The sequence below is a fragment of the Nocardia canadensis genome, assembly GCF_032656385.1.
Classification (GTDB): Bacteria; Actinomycetota; Actinomycetes; order Mycobacteriales; family Mycobacteriaceae; genus Nocardia; species Nocardia canadensis.
Genome location: NZ_JAVCWB010000010.1, coordinates 35916 through 53632 on the forward strand (window position 1 = coordinate 35916; position 17717 = coordinate 53632).

General features: G+C 71.0%; 20 protein-coding genes and 1 pseudogene. 4 read left to right on the forward strand and 17 right to left on the reverse strand.

Going from position 1 to position 17717, the window contains the following annotated elements; translation table 11 throughout:
- Nucleotides 1–30: 30 nt before the first annotated feature.
- Together Q7X29_RS23845 and Q7X29_RS23850 are read right to left on the reverse strand one after the other, a co-directional pair.
- Nucleotides 31–543 (reverse strand): MmpS family transport accessory protein, encoded by a 513-nt coding sequence (locus Q7X29_RS23845; RefSeq protein WP_316575440.1) that lies wholly within the window; start codon nt 541–543, stop codon nt 31–33.
- Between the two features lie 50 nt (nt 544–593).
- Nucleotides 594–1103 carry an O-acetyl-ADP-ribose deacetylase gene (locus Q7X29_RS23850; RefSeq protein ID WP_316575441.1) on the reverse strand — a complete coding sequence of 170 codons (510 nt, stop codon included), beginning with the start codon at nt 1101–1103 and terminating at the stop codon, nt 594–596.
- Between the two features lie 105 nt (nt 1104–1208).
- On the opposite strand from Q7X29_RS23850, the gene Q7X29_RS23855 reads away from it, so the two are divergent.
- Complete coding sequence (locus tag Q7X29_RS23855) at nt 1209–1709, forward strand: SRPBCC domain-containing protein (protein WP_218721118.1); 501 nt, start codon at nt 1209–1211, stop codon at nt 1707–1709.
- Between the two features lie 64 nt (nt 1710–1773).
- Here the strand turns inward: Q7X29_RS23855 and Q7X29_RS23860 are convergent, their stop codons facing one another.
- Both Q7X29_RS23860 and pdxT read right to left on the reverse strand, forming a co-directional pair.
- The gene (locus Q7X29_RS23860; protein WP_218721119.1) at nt 1774–2529 is read right to left on the reverse strand and encodes a YebC/PmpR family DNA-binding transcriptional regulator; all 756 of its coding nucleotides are present in this window, start codon (nt 2527–2529) and stop codon (nt 1774–1776) included.
- A 92-nt stretch (nt 2530–2621) separates the two neighbouring features.
- Nucleotides 2622–3242, reverse strand: coding sequence for a pyridoxal 5'-phosphate synthase glutaminase subunit PdxT (gene pdxT, locus Q7X29_RS23865; RefSeq protein WP_316575442.1), 621 nt, complete (start codon nt 3240–3242; stop codon nt 2622–2624).
- Between the two features lie 107 nt (nt 3243–3349).
- Here pdxT and Q7X29_RS23870 point away from each other — a divergent pair, with 107 nt between their 5' ends.
- Nucleotides 3350–5149 carry an APC family permease gene (locus Q7X29_RS23870; RefSeq protein ID WP_449411951.1) on the forward strand — a complete coding sequence of 600 codons (1800 nt, stop codon included), beginning with the start codon at nt 3350–3352 and terminating at the stop codon, nt 5147–5149.
- A gap of 9 nt (nt 5150–5158) precedes the next feature.
- On the opposite strand, the gene Q7X29_RS23875 is transcribed toward Q7X29_RS23870, so the two are convergent.
- Nucleotides 5159–5980: an acyl-CoA thioesterase gene (locus Q7X29_RS23875; protein WP_218721121.1), complete on the reverse strand. Its 822-nt coding sequence runs from the start codon at nt 5978–5980 to the stop codon at nt 5159–5161.
- Nucleotides 5981–6059: 79 nt separating this feature from the next.
- On the opposite strand from Q7X29_RS23875, the gene Q7X29_RS23880 reads away from it, so the two are divergent.
- Nucleotides 6060–6674 carry a nucleoside/nucleotide kinase family protein gene (locus Q7X29_RS23880; RefSeq protein WP_218721122.1) on the forward strand — a complete coding sequence of 205 codons (615 nt, stop codon included), beginning with the start codon at nt 6060–6062 and terminating at the stop codon, nt 6672–6674.
- Nucleotides 6675–6753: 79 nt separating this feature from the next.
- Here Q7X29_RS23880 and Q7X29_RS23885 read toward each other — a convergent pair whose 3' ends face one another.
- The 6 genes and pseudogenes from Q7X29_RS23885 to Q7X29_RS23910 form a co-directional block, all read right to left on the reverse strand.
- On the reverse strand, nt 6754–7251 hold the full coding sequence (locus Q7X29_RS23885; protein ID WP_316575443.1) for a hypothetical protein: 498 nt from the start codon (nt 7249–7251) through the stop codon (nt 6754–6756).
- A 157-nt stretch (nt 7252–7408) separates the two neighbouring features.
- Nucleotides 7409–8128: an SDR family oxidoreductase gene (locus tag Q7X29_RS23890; RefSeq protein ID WP_316575444.1), complete on the reverse strand. Its 720-nt coding sequence runs from the start codon at nt 8126–8128 to the stop codon at nt 7409–7411.
- Between the two features lie 151 nt (nt 8129–8279).
- The gene (locus tag Q7X29_RS23895; protein WP_308248647.1) at nt 8280–9092 is read right to left on the reverse strand and encodes an inositol monophosphatase family protein; all 813 of its coding nucleotides are present in this window, start codon (nt 9090–9092) and stop codon (nt 8280–8282) included.
- 24 nt (nt 9093–9116) lie between these two features.
- On the reverse strand, nt 9117–10001 hold the full coding sequence (locus Q7X29_RS23900; RefSeq protein ID WP_218721124.1) for a LysR family transcriptional regulator: 885 nt from the start codon (nt 9999–10001) through the stop codon (nt 9117–9119).
- Nucleotides 10002–10020: 19 nt separating this feature from the next.
- On the reverse strand, nt 10021–10755 hold the full coding sequence (locus Q7X29_RS23905; RefSeq protein ID WP_218721125.1) for a sulfite exporter TauE/SafE family protein: 735 nt from the start codon (nt 10753–10755) through the stop codon (nt 10021–10023).
- Between the two features lie 60 nt (nt 10756–10815).
- A pseudogene (locus Q7X29_RS23910) lies at nt 10816–11055 on the reverse strand (TetR/AcrR family transcriptional regulator); the annotation flags it as partial.
- Between the two features lie 182 nt (nt 11056–11237).
- Here Q7X29_RS23910 and Q7X29_RS23915 point away from each other — a divergent pair.
- A complete protein-coding gene (locus Q7X29_RS23915) occupies nt 11238–11483 on the forward strand; it encodes a hypothetical protein (RefSeq protein WP_316575445.1) in 246 nt (81 codons plus the stop codon).
- Between the two features lie 69 nt (nt 11484–11552).
- On the opposite strand, the gene pdxS is transcribed toward Q7X29_RS23915, so the two are convergent.
- From pdxS to pgsA, 6 genes are all read right to left on the reverse strand, one after another.
- Entirely contained in the window at nt 11553–12473 is a 921-nt protein-coding gene (pdxS, locus tag Q7X29_RS23920) for a pyridoxal 5'-phosphate synthase lyase subunit PdxS (RefSeq protein WP_218721129.1), read from the reverse strand.
- Nucleotides 12474–12700: 227 nt separating this feature from the next.
- A complete protein-coding gene (locus Q7X29_RS23925) occupies nt 12701–13906 on the reverse strand; it encodes a winged helix DNA-binding domain-containing protein (RefSeq protein ID WP_316575446.1) in 1206 nt (401 codons plus the stop codon).
- Nucleotides 13907–13952: 46 nt separating this feature from the next.
- Nucleotides 13953–14999: an NUDIX hydrolase gene (locus Q7X29_RS23930; protein WP_316576331.1), complete on the reverse strand. Its 1047-nt coding sequence runs from the start codon at nt 14997–14999 to the stop codon at nt 13953–13955.
- On the reverse strand, nt 14999–16123 hold the full coding sequence (locus Q7X29_RS23935) for a glycosyltransferase family 4 protein (protein WP_316575447.1): 1125 nt from the start codon (nt 16121–16123) through the stop codon (nt 14999–15001). The genes Q7X29_RS23930 and Q7X29_RS23935 overlap by 1 nt, the downstream gene beginning before the upstream one ends.
- Entirely contained in the window at nt 16120–17043 is a 924-nt protein-coding gene (locus tag Q7X29_RS23940) for a phosphatidylinositol mannoside acyltransferase (protein WP_218721132.1), read from the reverse strand. Before Q7X29_RS23940 ends, Q7X29_RS23935 begins: the two co-directional genes overlap by 4 nt.
- Nucleotides 17040–17717, reverse strand: coding sequence for a phosphatidylinositol phosphate synthase (pgsA, locus tag Q7X29_RS23945; RefSeq protein WP_218721175.1), 678 nt, complete (start codon nt 17715–17717; stop codon nt 17040–17042). The genes Q7X29_RS23940 and pgsA overlap by 4 nt, the downstream gene beginning before the upstream one ends.

Genomic DNA, 17717 nt, shown 5'->3' on the forward strand with positions numbered 1-17717 from the left:
GCGGCCCGCCGCCACCCGTGCGCCGCGCGGTCAGTCGATGGTGACGCTGCAGGTGACGAAGCCGAAGGAGCCGGTGGAGGTGTCCTCGTCGAGAACCTTGCCGTCACGCAGGATCCGGCAGCTGACGGTGCCCTCCTCCGTGCCCGTCGTCGTCACGGTGATGCTGCCCATCTTGGCGAAGCCGGAGACGGTGACGTTCTTGCGCCAGGGCACCATCGACCCGTTCGCGGTGTTCTGGTCGAAATCGCCGCTGTAGTAGGTGATGTCGACCTGCGAGGCGGTGCCGTTCACCTCGTAGACCAGGTCGGCGCTGCTGTTGACCTCTTTGTCGACCTGCCAGGCCGCCACGCCGATGATCGCCGCGCACCCACCCCCGAGCAGGACGAGCACCAGCACGACACCGCCGACAATCCACGGCCAGACCGGCTTCTTCTTCGGCGGCTGCGGATACCCGTAGTTCGGCGGATACCCACCCTGCGGATATCCGCCCTGGCCCTGCGGATATCCACCCTGATACGGCGGCGGTGGCGGCTGATAGGTCATCGGTCCCCCTCGGGCACAAGCGGATAGAGCCAGGACACTACCCGACGGGACTAATCCAGCGCGGCAACAAAGACCGCGAGCGCGCGATCGTCGAACAGGACGAAGCGCACCTCGTCGACGGCCGGGCCTGCCGCGCGCACGGTCTCGACGGCGATGCGGGCGCCGTCGTCCATCGGCCAGCCGAAGATGCCGGTGGAGATGGCCGGGAACGCCACCGTGCGCGCGCCCAGTTCGGTGGCCACGCGCAGGGATTGGCGGTAGCAGGAGGCCAGCAGGGCCGAGCGGTCCTCGGTGGCCGACCAGACCGGGCCGACGGTGTGGATCACCCAGCGCGCGGGCAGCCGACCCGCGGTCGTCGCCACCGCCTGCCCGGTGGCCAGGCCCTTCCCGTAGTGCGAGGCGCGCAGGTCACGACACGCGGACAGGATCTCGGGTCCGCCCTTGCGGTGGATCGCGCCGTCGACGCCGCCACCGCCGAGCAGCGAGGAGTTGGCGGCGTTGACCACCGCGTCGACGCGCTGTTCGGTGATGTCGCCGCGTACCGCCTCGATCCGGGTCATGGGTCCATTGTGCTGGCCGCGCCGAGCGCGACACCAGCGGATATCGCGGCGTACCGTCGACACCGTCGCCGATCGTCGCTCCACCCGAGCCGAGGAGAACCGCGCATGCCCACACCCACCGGCGAGATCCAGCCGACGCCCGACGGTCGTGATCTGGTGATCACGCGGTCGCTGGGCCTGCCGATCGAGGAGGTGTGGGCGCGGCTGACCGACCCGCACCTGACCGCGGGCTGGTACGGCACCTGGGAGGGGCAGGCGGGCACCGGCAACACCATCAGGGTGCAGATGCGGTTCGAGGAGGGCGAACCGTGGACGGGCATGAACATCGACGAGTGCACCCCGCCGATCCACCTGGGCCTGTCCTCGACCGACCAGATCGGCGTGTGGCGGCTGGAAGTGACGCTGCTCGACACCGGGGCGGCCACCGACGTGCGCCTGGTCCATCACCTCACCTCGGAGTACCAGCTGGCCGAGATCCCGCAGATCGGTCCCGGATGGGAGTACTACGCGGACATGTTCGTGGCCGCCTGCACCCAGACCGAGCGACCGAGCTTCGCCGACTACTACCCGGCGATGGCGGCCTACTACACCGAGCGCGCGTCCTAGCCGGAACACGCACCGCCCCGGCCGAAGTCCCGGCCGGGGCGGTGCGTGAGCGATGCGCGAGTTTCTACTCGTCGTCGAGCTGGGCGGCGACCTCGTCGGAGATATCGACGTTGGTGTAGACGTTCTGCACGTCGTCGCTGTCCTCGAGCGCGTCGACCAGCTTGAGCACCTTGCGGGCGCCTTCGGCGTCGACCGCGACCGAGACCGAAGCCTGGAAGCCGGACTCGGCGGAGTCGTAGTCGATGCCCGCGGCCTGCAGGGCGCTGCGCACGGCGATCAGATCGCCGGGCTCGCTGATGATCTCGAAGGCCTCACCGTGGTCGTTGACCTCTTCGGCGCCCGCGTCGAGCACGACCTCGAGGATGTCGTCCTCGGTCAGGCCGTTCTTCTCGAGGGTCACCACGCCCTTGCGGCCGAACAGGTAGGCCACCGAACCCGGATCGGCCATGTTGCCGCCGTTGCGGGTCATCGCGACGCGGACCTCGCCTGCGGCGCGGTTGCGGTTGTCGGTGAGGCACTCGATCAGCACGGCGACACCGTTGGGGCCATAGCCCTCGTACATGATCGTCTGCCAGTCGGCGCCGCCGGCTTCCTCGCCGCCGCCACGCTTGCGGGCGCGCTCGATGTTGTCGTTGGGGACCGACGACTTCTTCGCCTTCTGGATGGCGTCGTACAGCGTCGGGTTACCCGCAGGGTCACTACCACCAGTGCGGGCCGCCACCTCGATGTTCTTGATCAGCTTGGCGAAGAGTTTGCCGCGCTTGGCGTCGATTCCCGCCTTCTTGTGCTTGGTGGTGGCCCATTTGGAGTGGCCGCTCATGCCCTACTTCCTTCAGGTCGGTTGCGCGTCTGCCCGGGCGGACAAGCTCGATCCAGCCTACTCGGGCCGCGGGCGCGCAGTGGCCGCGGGCGTTACCGTGCCGAACGAACCAGGTCGACGAACAGCTCGTGCACCCGCAGATCGCCGGTCACCTCGGGATGGAACGAGGTCGCCACGACGTTGCCCTGCCGGGCGGCGACGATGCGGCCCCGGGCCGGACCGTGCGGCACCCGGGCCAGTACCTCCACGCCCTCACCGACCCGTTCGACCCACGGGGCGCGGATGAACACGGCTCGTACCGGCGTGTCGAGGCCGGTGAAATCGAGATCGGTCTCGAACGAGTCGACCTGGCGGCCGAAGGCGTTGCGGCGCACCGTCATATCGATGCCGGACAAGTGCTGGGCGTCGGGCCTGGTGTCGAGCACCTCCGAGGCCAGCAGGATCATGCCCGCGCAGGAGCCGAAGGCGGGCAACCCGTCGCGCAGCCGGGCGCGCAGCGGCTCGAGCAGGTCGAAGGCCTGCAGCAGCTTGGAGATCGCGGTCGACTCGCCGCCGGGCAGCACCAGCCCGTCGACGGCGGCCAGCTCCGATTCGCGCCGCACCAGCACCGCGTCGGCGCCACAGTGCTCCAGCGCGGCAACGTGTTCGCGCACGTCACCCTGGAGCGCGAGGACGCCGATGGTCGGCCGGGCGGCAGCGGAGGATGCGTTCACAGGCGCTGAGCTTACGAGCCGGTCCGATGTGCGCCCGCTCACGGTCGCCGTCAAGGTTGTGTCAACGCCGGGGTAGGTTCCGGCGGTTCGGCCCGACACTCACAAGGGTGATCGCACTACTGCCGCGCGGGAGCTCCGGACCTGCGCCGTTCGTCTCGCGCCGACGCGGGCTCACCGTCTCCACCGGCCTGGCCGGGCTGTCCCTGGACGCGATGGCGTCGGTCTCCTACGGTCCCGAGGCGATCGTGCTGGTGCTGGCGACCGCGGGTGGCCTCGGCCTCGGCATGACCCTGCCGGTCACGCTGGCCATCGCGGCGCTGCTCGCGGTCCTCATCGCGTCCTACCGCCAGGTCATCGCGGCGTTCCCCGACGGCGGCGGCGCCTATGCGGTGGCCGAACGCCACCTCGGGCATCGCGCCGGCCTGCTGGCGGCGGCCGCGCTGATCGTCGACTACGTGCTGAATGTCGCCGTCTCCCTCGCTGCCGGCGTCGCCGCGCTGACCTCGGCGTTTCCCGCGCTGCACGGGTACGCGGTGTGGATCTGCCTGGCGGTGCTGGTCGGTATCACCGCACTGAATCTGCTCGGTATCACCGAGAGTGCCCGCGCGTTCATGGTGCCGACGGCGGTGTTCGTCGCCGGCATCTTCGCGGTGATCATCGGCGGGCTGCTGCGCTCCGAACCCGCCGCCGTCACCGCCGGGACGGCGGCGGTGAGCGATATCCACACCGTCGGCGTGCTGCTGTTGCTCAAGGCGTTCTCCAGCGGGTGCGCGGCGCTGACCGGTGTGGAGGCGATCGCCAATGCGGTGCCGAGCTTCCAGGAACCCCGGGTGCGGCGCGCTCAGCGGGCCGAGGTCGCGCTGGGCCTGCTGCTCGGGACGATGCTGATCGGTCTGGCTGTCCTGATCGAGAAGTTCTCGCTGCGGCCGATCGCGGGCACCACCGTGCTCTCGCAGCTCACGGAGGCGGCGCTGGGACACGGCGTCGGCTACTACGTCGTGCAGTTCGCGACGGTGGTACTGCTGGCGCTGGCGGCCAACACCTCCTACGGCGGCCTGCCGACGCTGACCCGGCTGCTCGCCGACGACAACTGCCTGCCACACCGTTTCGCCGTCGCCACCCCGCGTCAGGTGTATCGCTACGGCGTGCTGACCCTCGGCGTGAGCGCCGCGGTGCTGCTGGTGGCCGCCGGGGGCGAGATGAACGCGCTGGTGCCGCTGTTCGCGATCGGCGTGTTCGTCGGCTTCACCATCGCCCAGACCGGCATGGTCCGGCACTGGTGGCAGATCAGGTCCGACGGCTGGCGATGGCGGCTCGCGCTCAACGGCTTCGGCGCGCTGCTGACCTTCGTCGCCGCTGTGGTCACCACCGCGATGAAGCTCACCGAGGGCGCCTGGCTGATCGTGCTGGTCCTGCCCGCGCTGATGCTCGGCATGGAGCGAATCCGACACACCTACACCAAGATCGAGCACTCTCGGGGCGTGGTCGGCGTCCTGCCCGCGCGGCCGCGCCGCACGGGCACCGCGATCATCGTGCCGATCGCCGAGGTGTGTGAGCTCAGCCGGGAGGCGCTGTCGGCGGCCCTGTCGATCGGTGACGACGTGACCGCGGTGCATGTCTGTCTACCGGGTGAGTCGACGGCCGCGTTCGCCGCGGCGTGGGAGGCGTGGCATCCCGAGGTGCGCCTGGTCCTGCTCGAGGACAGCGACGCGACCGTCGGCGGACCCGTCGCCGCCTACGTGCGCGCGCATTTCGCGGGCAGGCGCAAGGTCGTCGTCATCGCCGAGGTCGATCCGCCCTCGGGCTGGGACCGTGTCGTGCCCAGCCACCGCAGCGACGAGCTCGAGCGGGTCCTGCGCAGGATGACCGACACCGTGGTGTGTCACCTGCGTGTGCAGGTGCGCTGAGACCCCGGGCTACTTGTGGCGCGGGGTCCGGATCAGACCCTCCTGGACGACCGCGGCGACGAGGTTGCCCTCGCGGTCCCAGATCTTGCCGCCGGTCAGCGCGCGTCCGAAGCCCGCCGAGGGCGAGGACTGGTCGTAGAGCAGCCATTCGTCGGCGCGGAACGGGCGCAGGAACCACATGGCGTGGTCGAGCGAGGCGTCCTGGGTGGGTTCGCCGGGATGGGCCACCTTGGACGAGCCGAGCAGCGTCATATCGCTCATGTAGGCGAGGGTGCAGACGTGGAACAGCGGGTCGTCGGGCAGCTTGTGGCGGTACCGGAACCACACCTGCTGCTGGGAGACGTAGCCCTCGCGCTGGGCGACCTGCTCGGACGGGACCGTGCGGATGTCCCAGTGCTCCCACTCCCGCATCGCCCACAGCCGCTCGGGACTCATGGTGACGCTGGCATCGGGCAGCTCGTCGGGGCCCTCCACCGTCGGCATCACGTCCTGGTGCTCGGGCCCCTCGTCACCGCGGTGGAACGAGGCCGACATCGTGAAGATCGCCTGCCCGTCCTGCACGCCGGTGACCCGGCGGGTGCAGAAGGACCGTCCGTCACGGATGCGTTCGACCAGGTAGACGGTGGGTTCCTCCGGATTGCCCGGTCGCAGGAAGTAGCCGTGCAACGAGTGCACCTGGAAGGCGGGGTCGACGGTGCGCACCGCCGAGACCAGCGCCCGGCCCGCGACCTGACCGCCGAAGGTGCGCGTCAGCTGGGATTCGGTGGCCGCACCACGGAAGATGTCCCGTTCCAGCTGCTCGATCTCGAGCGCCTCTTCGATAGTCGCCATGCGCTCGAGATTATCCCGTCGCCGACCGTCTGGTCTGTCCGGCTCGGCACCGGGCCCCGGAATTTGCTGTGATAGTGCCGTGCCGTCGTTCACGCCCACCTCCCCCACCGCCGTGGCGGAACTCGTCGCCGACCGGGTGGCCACGCTGCCGGGGCGGCGCGTGCTCGCCGTCGACGGCGCCGACGCGGCGGCACCGGTCGAGCTGGCCCGCCGGATCGCCGCCACGCTCACCGAACGGGGACGCTCGGCCGAGGTGGTCGCGCTGCACGATTTCGTCCGCCCGGCCTCGCTGCGCATGGAATACGGCCGCGACGACGCATGGTCTTATCGCACAGCCTGGTTCGACTACGACGCGGTCCGCCGCGAGCTCCTCGACGCGCTCCGGGCGAACGGTCGCTGGCTGCCCGCGCTCTGGGACGAGGCCCGCGATCGGTCGGCCAGGGCCGCCCTGCGCCCGGCGCAGGCCGATCTGGTGCTGGTGCTGGCCGGGCCGATGCTGCTGGGCCGCGGCCTGGAATTCGATCTCACCGTGCGGCTGGAGCTGAGCGAGCAGGCGGCGCTGCGCCGCACGCCGCCCGCGGAGCAGTGGACACTGCCCGCCCTGCGCGATCACGCCGCCGAACAGCCCGAGACCGCCACCTGGACGGTGCGCTGGGACCACCCCGACCGGGCGGCGCTGCGGGTCGGCCCGTAACACGCTGTCGCCCTGCGACTTTCCCCAGAAAGCGCAAAGCCCCGGCCGGTAGTCCGGCCGGGGCTCTCGGTTCCCGCGCTCAGGCGCAGGCGACCGACTGCTGCCCCAGATTGGTCAGCATCCCGCACGCCCAGGTCTTCTGGACCTTCCACTTACCGTCCTCGGCCACGAACGGCACATCCACCACATTGGTCTGACCGTTGAGCGTGAAATTCGCCTTCGCGTTCACACTGTCACCGAACGAGGTCACCTCCGTGACCTGCACCTGCACATTGGCATCCTTGGCCGCCTGCGCCAACCGGTTCGGCAACTCCGGATCCGCCGAACCACCCTGCACGAAATCCAGCTTCTGCTCGTTCGGGATCGACGGATCCAACGCCGTGGTCAGCTGCTCGTTGAGCTGCTCGACAGACGGCACCGGCGGCAGGCTCGCGGTGTTCGTGGCCGCGGCCTTGGCGCTGGTGGTGGTCTTCGCGGCGGGCTTGTCACCCTTGTCGTCGCTGCACGCGCTCAGGCCAAGGGCCGCGACCACGGCCAGGCCCGCGATAGCGACACGTCCGGTCTTGCCAAACTTCATCCACTCGTCCTTACGTCGGGTCAGGAATCTTCGCCCTGCGGGCGACGGCACGAACCCGCGCCACACGACGCAGGCCTCGATGCCACGGCCCGGACGCTACCCAGCGATGGTGAGGAAACTCTGAGAACCCGGCAACGGTGGTCTGTGAGAGGCGTCCTCACACCAGGCGATGGCCGCCGTCGACATGCAGGACGGTGCCGGTGATGAAGGGGTTGCGCTGGACCGCGAGGAAGGCTTCGGCGATGTCGTCGGGGGTGCCCAACCGGCCCGCGGGGAGCCGGGCCGCCATCGCGCGGTGGCGCTCGACTTTGTCGCTGGGGGCGAAGGCATCCCAGATCGGGGTGTCCACCCAGCCGGGCGAGACCGCGTTGACACGCAGCGGGGCGAGTTCCAGGGCGAGCGCGGCGACCAGGCCTGCCAGCGCGGCGTTGACCATGGCGACCAGCGATCCGCCCGGTGCGGGGCGATAGGCGGCGATGCCGGAGGTCACCGTGATCGAGCCGTGGTCGGCGACCCTGGCGTGCTTGGCGACGAGCGCGGGTCCGATCATCTTGGCCGCCACCACCTTCGCCGCGACCGCGGTGTCGAAGGCGGTGATCGGCTGGTAGGCGCCGGTCATGTCGGCGGCGGTGACGACGACGTGGTCGACGGTGCCGGTCCCGGCGAACAGCCGGGCGAGATCGGCTTCGACGGTGATGTCGGCGACGACGGTGCGCAGGGTGCCGGGGTGTGGGCCGAGTTCCTTCGCGGCCGCGGCGAGTCGATCGGCCGACCGGCCCGCGATGGTCACCTCGGCGCCGTCGGCGAGCAATCGGGCCGCCAGGGCCAGACCCATCCCCGAGCCGCCGCCGATGATCACTGTGCTGTTCTCACTCATACGGCCAGCTCAGCACCGGATCCGGGGAAACTCCATGTCCGACGGCCTAACCGGTGTTCGCCGATCTCTAACAGTCCTGGCCACACCAGGATTCGCCCCGGACGCGAGCGCACCGAGGTCCCCACGGTCCGCTCGTGTCCGGGCGCACCGATCAGCGCAGTGCGGCGACCGCGGCGACGAGCTGGGCCCCTGTCCGCGCGTCGGCGGCGGCGATCAGCCCGTGCGGGCCGGTGTGCAGCGGCCCGCCCGCCAGGTTGGTGACCGTGCAGCCCGCGGCCTCGCACACGGCGATGGCGGCGGCGAAGTGCACGCTGTCGCGCAGGTCTCCCCCGGTGACGTAGGCGGCCCGGCGGCCCGCCGCCACCCAGGCCAGCGCCAGCGAGGTCGACAGCACCCGCGCGTGGAACTCCCCCGCGAAGCCGGGCGCGTCGAACAGGCGCGAGGGGCTCGACCAGGGGAATTCGTGATCCAGATCGACATCGACGAGCCGGCTGTCGGCCCGGGGTAGCAGCGGCTGATCCGCGCCGTCGCTGCGTAGATAGGCGCCCTGTCCCGCCGTCCAGAACACCTCGTCGGTGAACGGATCGGCGACGGCGGCGACCCCGATGGCGGCGCCGGTGCGCAGCGCGACATTCACCGCGACGAACTCCGTGCCGACCGCGAAATTCCTGGTGCCACAAAGGGGGTCGACCAGCCAGGTGCGGTCACTGCGCGCCGCACCGGTGACTCCGGATTCCTCGGCGAGAAAGCGATCACCCGGACAGGCGGTCGCGAGAACATCGAGAATGGCCTGTTCGGCCGCGAGGTCTGCCTGGGTGGCGAAATCGTCACCCTCCTTGGCGTACCGGGTGAGCGGCGCGTGGAACGCGGACCGGATCACTCCCGAAGCGACTTGTGTTGCGTGAACTGCGATTTCAACATCCGAGTGGTGCACCGTCTCCAGGCTACGCACCCGCGAGATCACCTGTGGGCGAACGCGAACCGGCGGTCACATCGGTGCGCGCCACGGGCCTGTCGCGGTCGTGTCGGCCAGTGCGGCGTGAATCGGATGGCTGCTCGTTGCCCGCCACACCGCCACGTAGTCGACGGTGATCGGTCCGTCCCGCAGCGGGCGCCAGGCGAGGCCGGGATGGTCGCGGACCCGCTCGGAGCTCAGGCCGATCAGGTCGGTGCGATGCGGGAGCACCGCGAGCTGCTGGGCGTGCCCCATCGCGTGGTCGCTGAGCCGGATTCGCGCGCCGCGCGCGGCCAGCTCGGCGAGCAGCGCGCGGTGCAGACCGGGGGCGGCGTCGCGGGCGAAGAGCACCAGCTCCTGATCCGCGAGCAGCTCGGGCGTGATCTCGCTGGGCCGGGCGAGCGGATGCCGGGCGGACACCACGATGCCGAGCCCCTCGCGGGCGACCGGCCGGGCGAGGTACTGCTCGCCGAGCTCGATCGGCCCACGCACCAGCGCCAGGTCCACCTCGTCGGCGGCGAGCATGCGCAACTGGTCGGCGGTGGTGCCGCCGGTGAGGACCAGGCGCGCGCCGATCGCCTGGGCGAGCGCGTCGAACCGCGCGGGCAGCCACGGCGGCGCACCGTTGAGCAGCCCGAAGCGCGCCACCTGAGCGCCGTCGGTGCTCGCGCGCCGGGTCTCGCGCACGGCCGTCTCCGCGGCGGACAGGACGGCGCGGCCGGTGCGCAGCAGAGTCTGGCCCGCCGCGGTGAGCTCCACCCGCGGTTCCCGCGTCAGCAGTGGACCGCCGAGTTCGCGTTCGAGCACCCGGATCTGCTGGCTCAGCGTGGGTGTCGTGATGAACAGCCGCTCGGCCGCGCGCCGGAAGTGCAGTTCCTCGGCGAGCACGACGAAATACCGCAACTGCCGAAGCTCCACGCGTGCGACCCTACCGGCATCAGCGGGCCAGGTAGACGGCCAGACCGAGACCGAGCACACCAACGGTCACCCGCAGCAGCGTCGGCGGGATCACCTTGACCACCGGCGGCCCGCACCAGCCGCCGGCCAGCGCCCCCAGCGCCAGCGCCAGCGCCGCACCCCAGTGCACCGGACCGAAGGCCGCGAAGCCGACGGCGGCGACCAGATTGGCGATGCCGAGCAGGAAACTCTTCAGCACCGAAGCGCTCCACAGCGATTCGGAGGTACACAGCAGCATCATCGACAGATAGATGACACCGGCGCCCGCCCCGAAGTAGCCGCCGTAGGTGGAGATCAGCAGGATCCCCAGCGGCACGATCCACGGCGCGCTCAGCTCACCGACGTGGCGGCGCACCAACGGCTGCACCAGCAGGGCGATCGAGGCGATCGCGACCAGGAACGGCACCACCACCTCGAAAGCGCCGTCGGGGGCCACCAGCAACGCCAGCGCACCCAGTAGCCCGCCGATCGCCGAGAGCACCGCCCAGCGCACCAGCGTCCGCCCCCGCCCGACGAGTTCGCGCCCCGAATTGGCCGTCGCGCCCACCCCGACGGCCACCATCGCGACCGTGTTGGTGACATTGGCGGCCACCGGCGGCAACCCGGCCGCCAGCAGCGCCGGATAGGAAACGATCGAGGCCATCCCGGTGACGAACCCCACCAGACCGGTGAAGAATCCCGCGACGACCAGCAAGAAGAAGTCGAGCGCGGTCACGGACCGACTGTACGGTACGCCCACACGGCAGTAACTCGGGCCTCGGACCAGCGCGTTCACCCTCCGGGCCACCAGCGCTCGGGTGCGATCGGCGGGCGCGGCGGCCAGCGCCGGGGTGCCGATCGCCGACCGCAGGACGCCCAGACCCACCAGCAGCGCCCCGAGCAGTTCGGCCCGCAACTCCGGATCGGGGCCGTCGAGGCGGTCGGCAAACTCCGGGAGACAGCCGTCGCAGCGCTGGGCGCGCGCCTGATCGCGCACCGCGTCGTGGCCCGTGGAGCGCTCCCGCCCCCCGGTCATCCTCGACGTCTGTGGTCCCGGTGGGATGCCGGGCCGAATCCACTGGGACGACCCGCACCTGCGCGAGCGCTATTCGGGCACCGCGCGGCCATGCAGGCCTCGCGCGGCAACGATCTGCTCGGCGTGGCGTTCCCGCGCCGCTACCCCGCCGCCCGCACCCGCTATGCGCTCTACAACCCCTGTTGGCGCGCACCGCCATGGCGCGGCCGCTGCCACTCCCGCAGCGGCTGCTGACCAACGCCGCTGCTGCCGTGTTCGGGCACTCGGTGCGCACCGCGGTCCCACCGCTGGCCCGCTTCCTCGACGCACCGCCCGCCGAGCCGGTGAGCGCGTTCCGGCGGCGGACCCGGCTCCCCTTGACGGGCAAGGACTTCGACCCGGTGAACGCCGATCGCCTCGACGCCGTCACCCGGGCGCTCGTGGACTGAGCGTACGACGGCGGGCGCCGTGCTCACGCACGACGCCCGCCGAATACCTGTGGCGCTGATGGCCTCAGCTCACCAGCCGCGCTCGGCGAGACGGTGGGGCTGCGGGATCTCCTCGACGTTGATGCCGACCATGGCCTCGCCCAGGCCGCGCGAGACCTTGGCCAGCACGTCCGGGTCGTCGTAGAAGGTGGTGGCCTTCACGATGGCGGCGGCGCGCTGCTCGGGGTTGCCCGACTTGAAGATGCCGGAGCCGACGAACACGCCCTCGGCGCCGAGCTGCATCATCATCGCGGCGTCGGCGGGGGTGGCGATGCCACCGGCGGTGAACATGACAACCGGCAGCTTGCCGGTCTGGGCGACCTCGCGGACCAGCTCGTACGGGGCCTGCAGTTCCTTGGCGGCCACGAACAGCTCGTCCTCCGACAGCGAGGTCAGGCGGCGGATCTCGGCGCGGATGGTGCGCATGTGGGTGGTCGCGTTGGACACGTCACCGGTGCCGGCCTCACCCTTGGAGCGGATCATGGCCGCGCCCTCGGTGATGCGGCGCAGGGCCTCACCCAGGTTGGTGGCGCCACAGACGAAGGGGACGGTGAAGTTCCACTTGTCGATGTGGTTGGCGTAGTCGGCGGGGGTGAGCACCTCGGACTCGTCGATGTAGTCGACACCGAGGCTCTGCAGGATCTGCGCCTCCACGAAGTGGCCGATGCGGGCCTTGGCCATCACCGGGATGGAGACCGCGGAGATGATGCCGTCGATCATGTCCGGGTCGCTCATCCGGGAGACGCCGCCCTGGGCGCGGATGTCGGCCGGAACCCGCTCGAGCGCCATGACGGCCACCGCGCCGGCGTCCTCGGCGATCTTGGCCTGGTCCGGGGTGACCACGTCCATGATCACGCCGCCCTTGAGCATCTCGGCCATGCCGCGCTTCACGCGGGCGGTGCCGACGGTGTTGGTGGTCTCAGGCGTAGTCACGGCTGTCTCCTGTGTCATGTGCGCCAATCAGGTCGCTCGTTATGGACACCGTCGATTCTAGAACCGTCCGAAATCGGTCTTCATAGCCAGTTGAGGTCCACTGGCCTTGCCACGACCAGCGACGATGCCGCCACCACCTGCCGCTGGCCTGCTCCGGTGGCCCGCCGGACAGCACGCGTCGTCCCTACCACGGTCGGTGCCGGTGACGAACGTCATGACCGCGACGCCCGGCGTGGTGGGTCGGATCAGGGTGCGGCGCCGAACTCGACGTGGACGTCCGAGGCACCGCGCAAGGTCGCCACGGCGGCCGCTTCCGCGCGCACCTGCGCGCGCGACCGGGTGCTCATCGACCGGAACGCGGTGACGGTCAGCGTCAGCGTGCGCCCCTTCTTGCGGGGCCGCCAGATGCCGGCGACGTCCCCCTCGGCCAGCACCACGCCGGGCGCCCCGGCCGTCTTCCATACCGCGCGGTGGTGTGCCGGGTCGACGATGGTCGCCCGATCACGCAGCTGGAGGTAGGGGTCGCTCGGCGGGAGCAGGCGCACTCCGTGCGCGGTGACCGGGGATCGCAGATCGTCCAGGTCGTCGGTGTGGATCCACGCACGCCGCCCCTCGACCTCGACCGGCGTGAGTTCGTCCCGCGCCGCGGCCCACCACGGGTCCACCTGACCGGCGTCGATCCCCAGCCAGGTGGCGAAGTCCTTGCGCGTGGACGGCCCGTAACACCGCAGGTAGCGGCGCAGGAGCGCGGACCGCGCCGCGTCGGGTTCGGTCCGTGGCGGCGACGCTCCCAGCCATTCGCCGAGCAGGACGAACGGCGCGGTGTTGTCGCTCCGCGGTGCCAGGCACACGAGACCACGCAGCGTCAGAATCCGGACGCAGAAGTGCACGACGGCCTCCCCCAGCGGCTGGTTCGCGCCGTACGGGCCCGGCGCCCGCCAATCCGCGCGCCGGGCGGGGGACAGCGTGCGCGCGAGGCGCCCGGCGATGTCGCGGCCGAGATCGTCGATCGGCAGCGCACGGTGGGCGAGCACCGGCACGAGTTGGTCGGCGACGCGCTCGACGATGTCGTCCAGGCCGAGATCCAGGGTGCGCAGGGCCGGTTCGACACCACCGATCAGCCGCAGTCGCGCCGCCTCCGTGGTCGGCAGGACACCGGTGGTGAAGACGGGCAGGTCGGCGGTCGGGAAGAAATACGGCGCACCGCGCATACACCACGTCTGCACCAGCGACTTCTCCGTGCCGACCAGGTGCTCGAACCGTGCGACGGTGACGTCCTCGGCGCGGGCGTGCAGGGCGAGCAGCGCCGATCCCGGCGGACTGTTCTGCACGGCGCACGCGCCGGCCACCGCGAGCAGATCCCGGCTCCGGGTCAGCAGGTGATGGGCGCGGAGCCGGAAACCGACCACATCGCCGAGCGCGACACCGACCGAACCCCGACCAGTCGCCACCGATCGCCTCCCGCCGCGTTCCAGGACGACCGGCCGCCCGATCGTGTCAGCGGATCGAGCGTACGACGTGCTCGGTGTCGTCCGCGGCAGCCGCGGCGGCCTCGGCCAGCAGTTCGTCGAGGTGATACGGATAGACCGCCTCGCCCTGATCGTCGAGGGCACGGATGTCGGCCGGGGTGCACCAGCGATGGTCGGTGATGGTGCGGCGCTCGAGCGCGTTCAGGGCCGCCGGGCGCCATTCGAAGCTCGGGGCGCGCAGGGTGAAGAACAGTTCCTCGGACCGGATGAGCTCGCCGTTGAACGGGAACACCGCCACTCGGCGCCACAGCGGGCCACGCAGCGCCGCCGGATCGACCCGCTGACCGGTTTCCTCGTACAACTCACGCACCGCGGCATCGCGCAGGCTCTCCCCCGGCTCGACGCCGCCGCCGACGGTGAACCAGAACGCCACCTCGGGCAGCATCGGATCGTGGCCGCGCAGCAACAGCACCCGGTCCTGCTCGTCGAGCAGCACCACGCGGGCGGAGGTGCGGGTGGTGTTCACCTCGAGGCCGGTCGCCGCGGCGGGCGTGGCCCGCTCGGTGATCTCGAAGTAGTGCGGCAGCGGCGCGGTACCGCCCAAATGCAGCACCCGCACCGGACGACGGGTGCGCAGCGCGAGGGTGTCGCGGACGGCGTCGTTGTGGAAGCGTCGCGCGATCAGCACCCTGGCCTCGGCGTCGGCGAGTTCGGCGACCAGCTGGGGACGCAGCTGGTCGATGTCGACCAGGCTCAGCGCGGTGGAGAGCTGGTTCTCGACGGTCTCCCGGTCACCGCGATCGGCCCGCTCGGCGCGATCGGCCAGGGCGGCGAGCTGGGCGGCCCGTTCGCCGCGGCGCGAGTCGGTGCTCACCGGCCCGGCCATGGCCATCGCCACCGCCCGCGCCACCACCGCGCGCCGGGCCAGCGCCGCGTCGAGCGCCTGCCAGGATTGATCCGAGCGCACGTGCAGCCGGTCGAGCCGGTTGGCCGTGGAATACGCCCAGACACCGAGCGCGAGGACGAGCAGGGCGATCAGCCCGAGAACGAGGACCGAGGTCGCGGAAAAGGTGATCATCCGGCGGCCCGCACCCGGAGATCGCCGACGGTGACGGTCTCGTAGACCCGCAGGATCTGCTCGGCCACCACGGGCCAGTCGTAGGCGGCGACCACCTGGGTCGCGGTGCGCACCAGCCGCTGCCTGGTCTCGTCGTCGGTGAGGACGGTGTCGATCGCGGTGGCCAGGGCGGCGGAATCGCCGACGGGGGTGAGCAGGCCCGCGGTTCCGTCGCGCAGCACCCGGCGGAACGCGTCGAGCTCGCTGGCCACCACCGGGGTGCCCGCGGCCATCGCCTCGATCAGGATGATGCCGAAACTCTCGCCGCCCAGATTCGGCGCGACGTAGACATCGGCACTGCGCATCGCGGCGGCCTTCTCCGCGTCGGAGACCTGCCCGAGGAAGCGCAGATGCTCCGCATGCGGGCCCGCCTCGCGGCGCAGCCGGTCTTCGTCACCGCGCCCGACGATGAGGATCTGCACGTCGGGGTGCCGGCCGATGAGGGTGGGCAGCGCGCCGAGCAGCACGTCCATGCCCTTGCGGGGCTCGTCGAAGCGACCGAGGAACAGCACCGTCCTGCCCGCGCGCGGATAGCCGTCGAGCAGCGGACCCCGGGCGAACGCCGAGACGTCGACCCCGTTGGGGATCTCCACCGCGTCCGAGCCGAGTGCTTCCACCTGCCAGCGACGGGCCAGCTCCGAGACGGCGATGCGGCCGTTGATCTTCTCGTGGTAAGGCCGCAGCACCCCCTGAAAAGTGCTCAGCACCAACGATTTCGTGGTCGAGGTGTGGAAGGTCGCGACGATCGGGCCCTCGGCGATCTTGAGCGCGAGCATCGACAGGCTCGGGGCGTTGGGCTCGTGGATGTGCAGCACGTCGAAATCGTTGCTGTCGATCCAGCGCCGGATGCGGGTGTAGGCCATCGGGCCGAACGACAGCCGCGCCACCGACCCGTTGTACGGAATCGCCACCGCGCGGCCCGCCGACACCACGAAGTCGGGCAGCGGCGTGTCGTCGGAGGCCGGCGCGAGCACGCTCACCTTGTGTCCGCGTTCGAGGAAGACCCGGGCCAGCTCGACCACATGGGCCTGCACACCGCCGGGAACGTCGAACGAGTACGGGCAGACCATGCCGATCTTCACCGCGGGCCCCCTGTCTGCGCGGCGGAGATCCGCGCCCGCCGCTCGGGCGACAGATCGGCCTCCCACAGCGGTTGCAGCATGTGCCAGTCGGCCGGATGCTCGGCGATATTGGCGGCGAACCGGTCGGCCAGCGCCTGGGTGGCGGCCGCGACCCCACCGGAGACATCCAGCGGCGCTTCGGTTTTCAGCCCCCAGCCCTCGGTGCCGTCGGCTTCGACGGTGAACCAGCCGTGCACCGGCATCAGCGCGGCGCCGGTCTCGATGGCCAGCTTGGCCGCGCCGGCGGGCATCCAGGTGCGCTCGCCGAAGAAGTCGACCGGCACCCCCTTGCCGGTCAGGTCACGCTCGCCCATCAGGCACACGATCCGGTTCTGCCGCAACCGGTGCGCGAGCTGCCCGAACGGCGGCTGCTCGCCACCGGTCAGCGGGAACACCTCGAAGCCCAGGCTCTCCCGGTAGGCGACGAACCGCTCGAACAGCGATTCCGGCTTCAGCCGTTCGGCCACCGTGGTGAAGGTGTCGTAGTGCTGCACCAGCCACACCCCGGCCATATCCCAGTTGCCCGAGTGCGGCAGCACGAAGATGACGCCGCGGCCCCGTTCCAGGGCCGCGTCGAGGTGTTCCAGGCCGTCGACGTAATAGTCGATGGTGCTGTGGTCCATGCTGGGCAGGCGGAACGCCTCGCGCCAGTACCGGGCGTAGGAGCGCATACTCGCGCGCATCAGCTCGGCCGGGACCGCCTCGGGTCCCACCCCGAGCACCCGGGCGAGGTTGCGGCGCAACTGCTCCGGTCCCCCGCCCTTGACCGCTCGGTCGGCGCCGAGATCGAACACCTTGCGCACCAGCGGTTCCGGTGCCGACCGCACCAACCGCCAGCCCGCGGCGTAACCCAGATCGCTCATCCGCTCGGTGAGGCTCACGACGCCGCACCTCCGGCCGCGTCGGGCTGCGGCGTGGGCGGGATGACGGTCCGCGCGCCCGGCGAGTTGCGCACCGCGAGCACCCGCTGGAAGACGGTGACGACGCTGGCCACGACCAGGATCCACATGGCGACGTAGACGGCCCAGGTGAGCCACTCGATGCCCCAGTGCCCGCCGATGCCGGTGAGCCCGGCGCCGACCAGCACGATGACCAGTCGATCGGGCCGCTCGATCAGCCCGCCGTCGGCGGACAGGCCGCTCGCCTCGGCGCGCGCCTTCGCGTACGAGATCACCTGCGAGGTGACCAGCACGACCAGCGTCGCCGCGAACAGCTCCTTGCTCTGCTCGTGGTAGACCGCCCACCACGCCAGGCCGCCGAAGATCGCGCCGTCGGCGACCCGGTCGCAGGTGGCGTCGAGGACGGCGCCGTACTTCGTGCCGCCCCCGCGGGCCCGCGCCATCGCCCCGTCCAGCATGTCGAACATGACGAACAGCCAGATGACCATGGTTCCCCAGAACAGGTGCCCGGTGGGGAACAGCGTGACCGCGGCGGCGATCGTCGCGGTGGTACCGATCAGTGTCATCGCGTCCGGGGTGAGCCCGGTACCGACGAGCGCTTTGCCCAGCGGCGCAGTCGCTTTCGCAAACGTCTGGCGGCCGAAGAAGCTGAGCAC

Coding starts and splice junctions, on each gene's coding strand:
- Q7X29_RS23845 (WP_316575440.1), bottom strand. CDS start 543: ATGACCTATCAGCCGCCACCGCCGCCGTATCAGGGTGGATATCCGCAG.
- Q7X29_RS23850 (WP_316575441.1), bottom strand. CDS start 1,103: ATGACCCGGATCGAGGCGGTACGCGGCGACATCACCGAACAGCGCGTC.
- Q7X29_RS23855 (WP_218721118.1), top strand. CDS start 1,209: ATGCCCACACCCACCGGCGAGATCCAGCCGACGCCCGACGGTCGTGAT.
- Q7X29_RS23860 (WP_218721119.1), bottom strand. CDS start 2,529: ATGAGCGGCCACTCCAAATGGGCCACCACCAAGCACAAGAAGGCGGGA.
- Q7X29_RS23875 (WP_218721121.1), bottom strand. CDS start 5,980: ATGGCGACTATCGAAGAGGCGCTCGAGATCGAGCAGCTGGAACGGGAC.
- Q7X29_RS23885 (WP_316575443.1), bottom strand. CDS start 7,251: ATGAAGTTTGGCAAGACCGGACGTGTCGCTATCGCGGGCCTGGCCGTG.
- Q7X29_RS23890 (WP_316575444.1), bottom strand. CDS start 8,128: ATGAGTGAGAACAGCACAGTGATCATCGGCGGCGGCTCGGGGATGGGT.
- pdxS (WP_218721129.1), bottom strand. CDS start 12,473: ATGACACAGGAGACAGCCGTGACTACGCCTGAGACCACCAACACCGTC.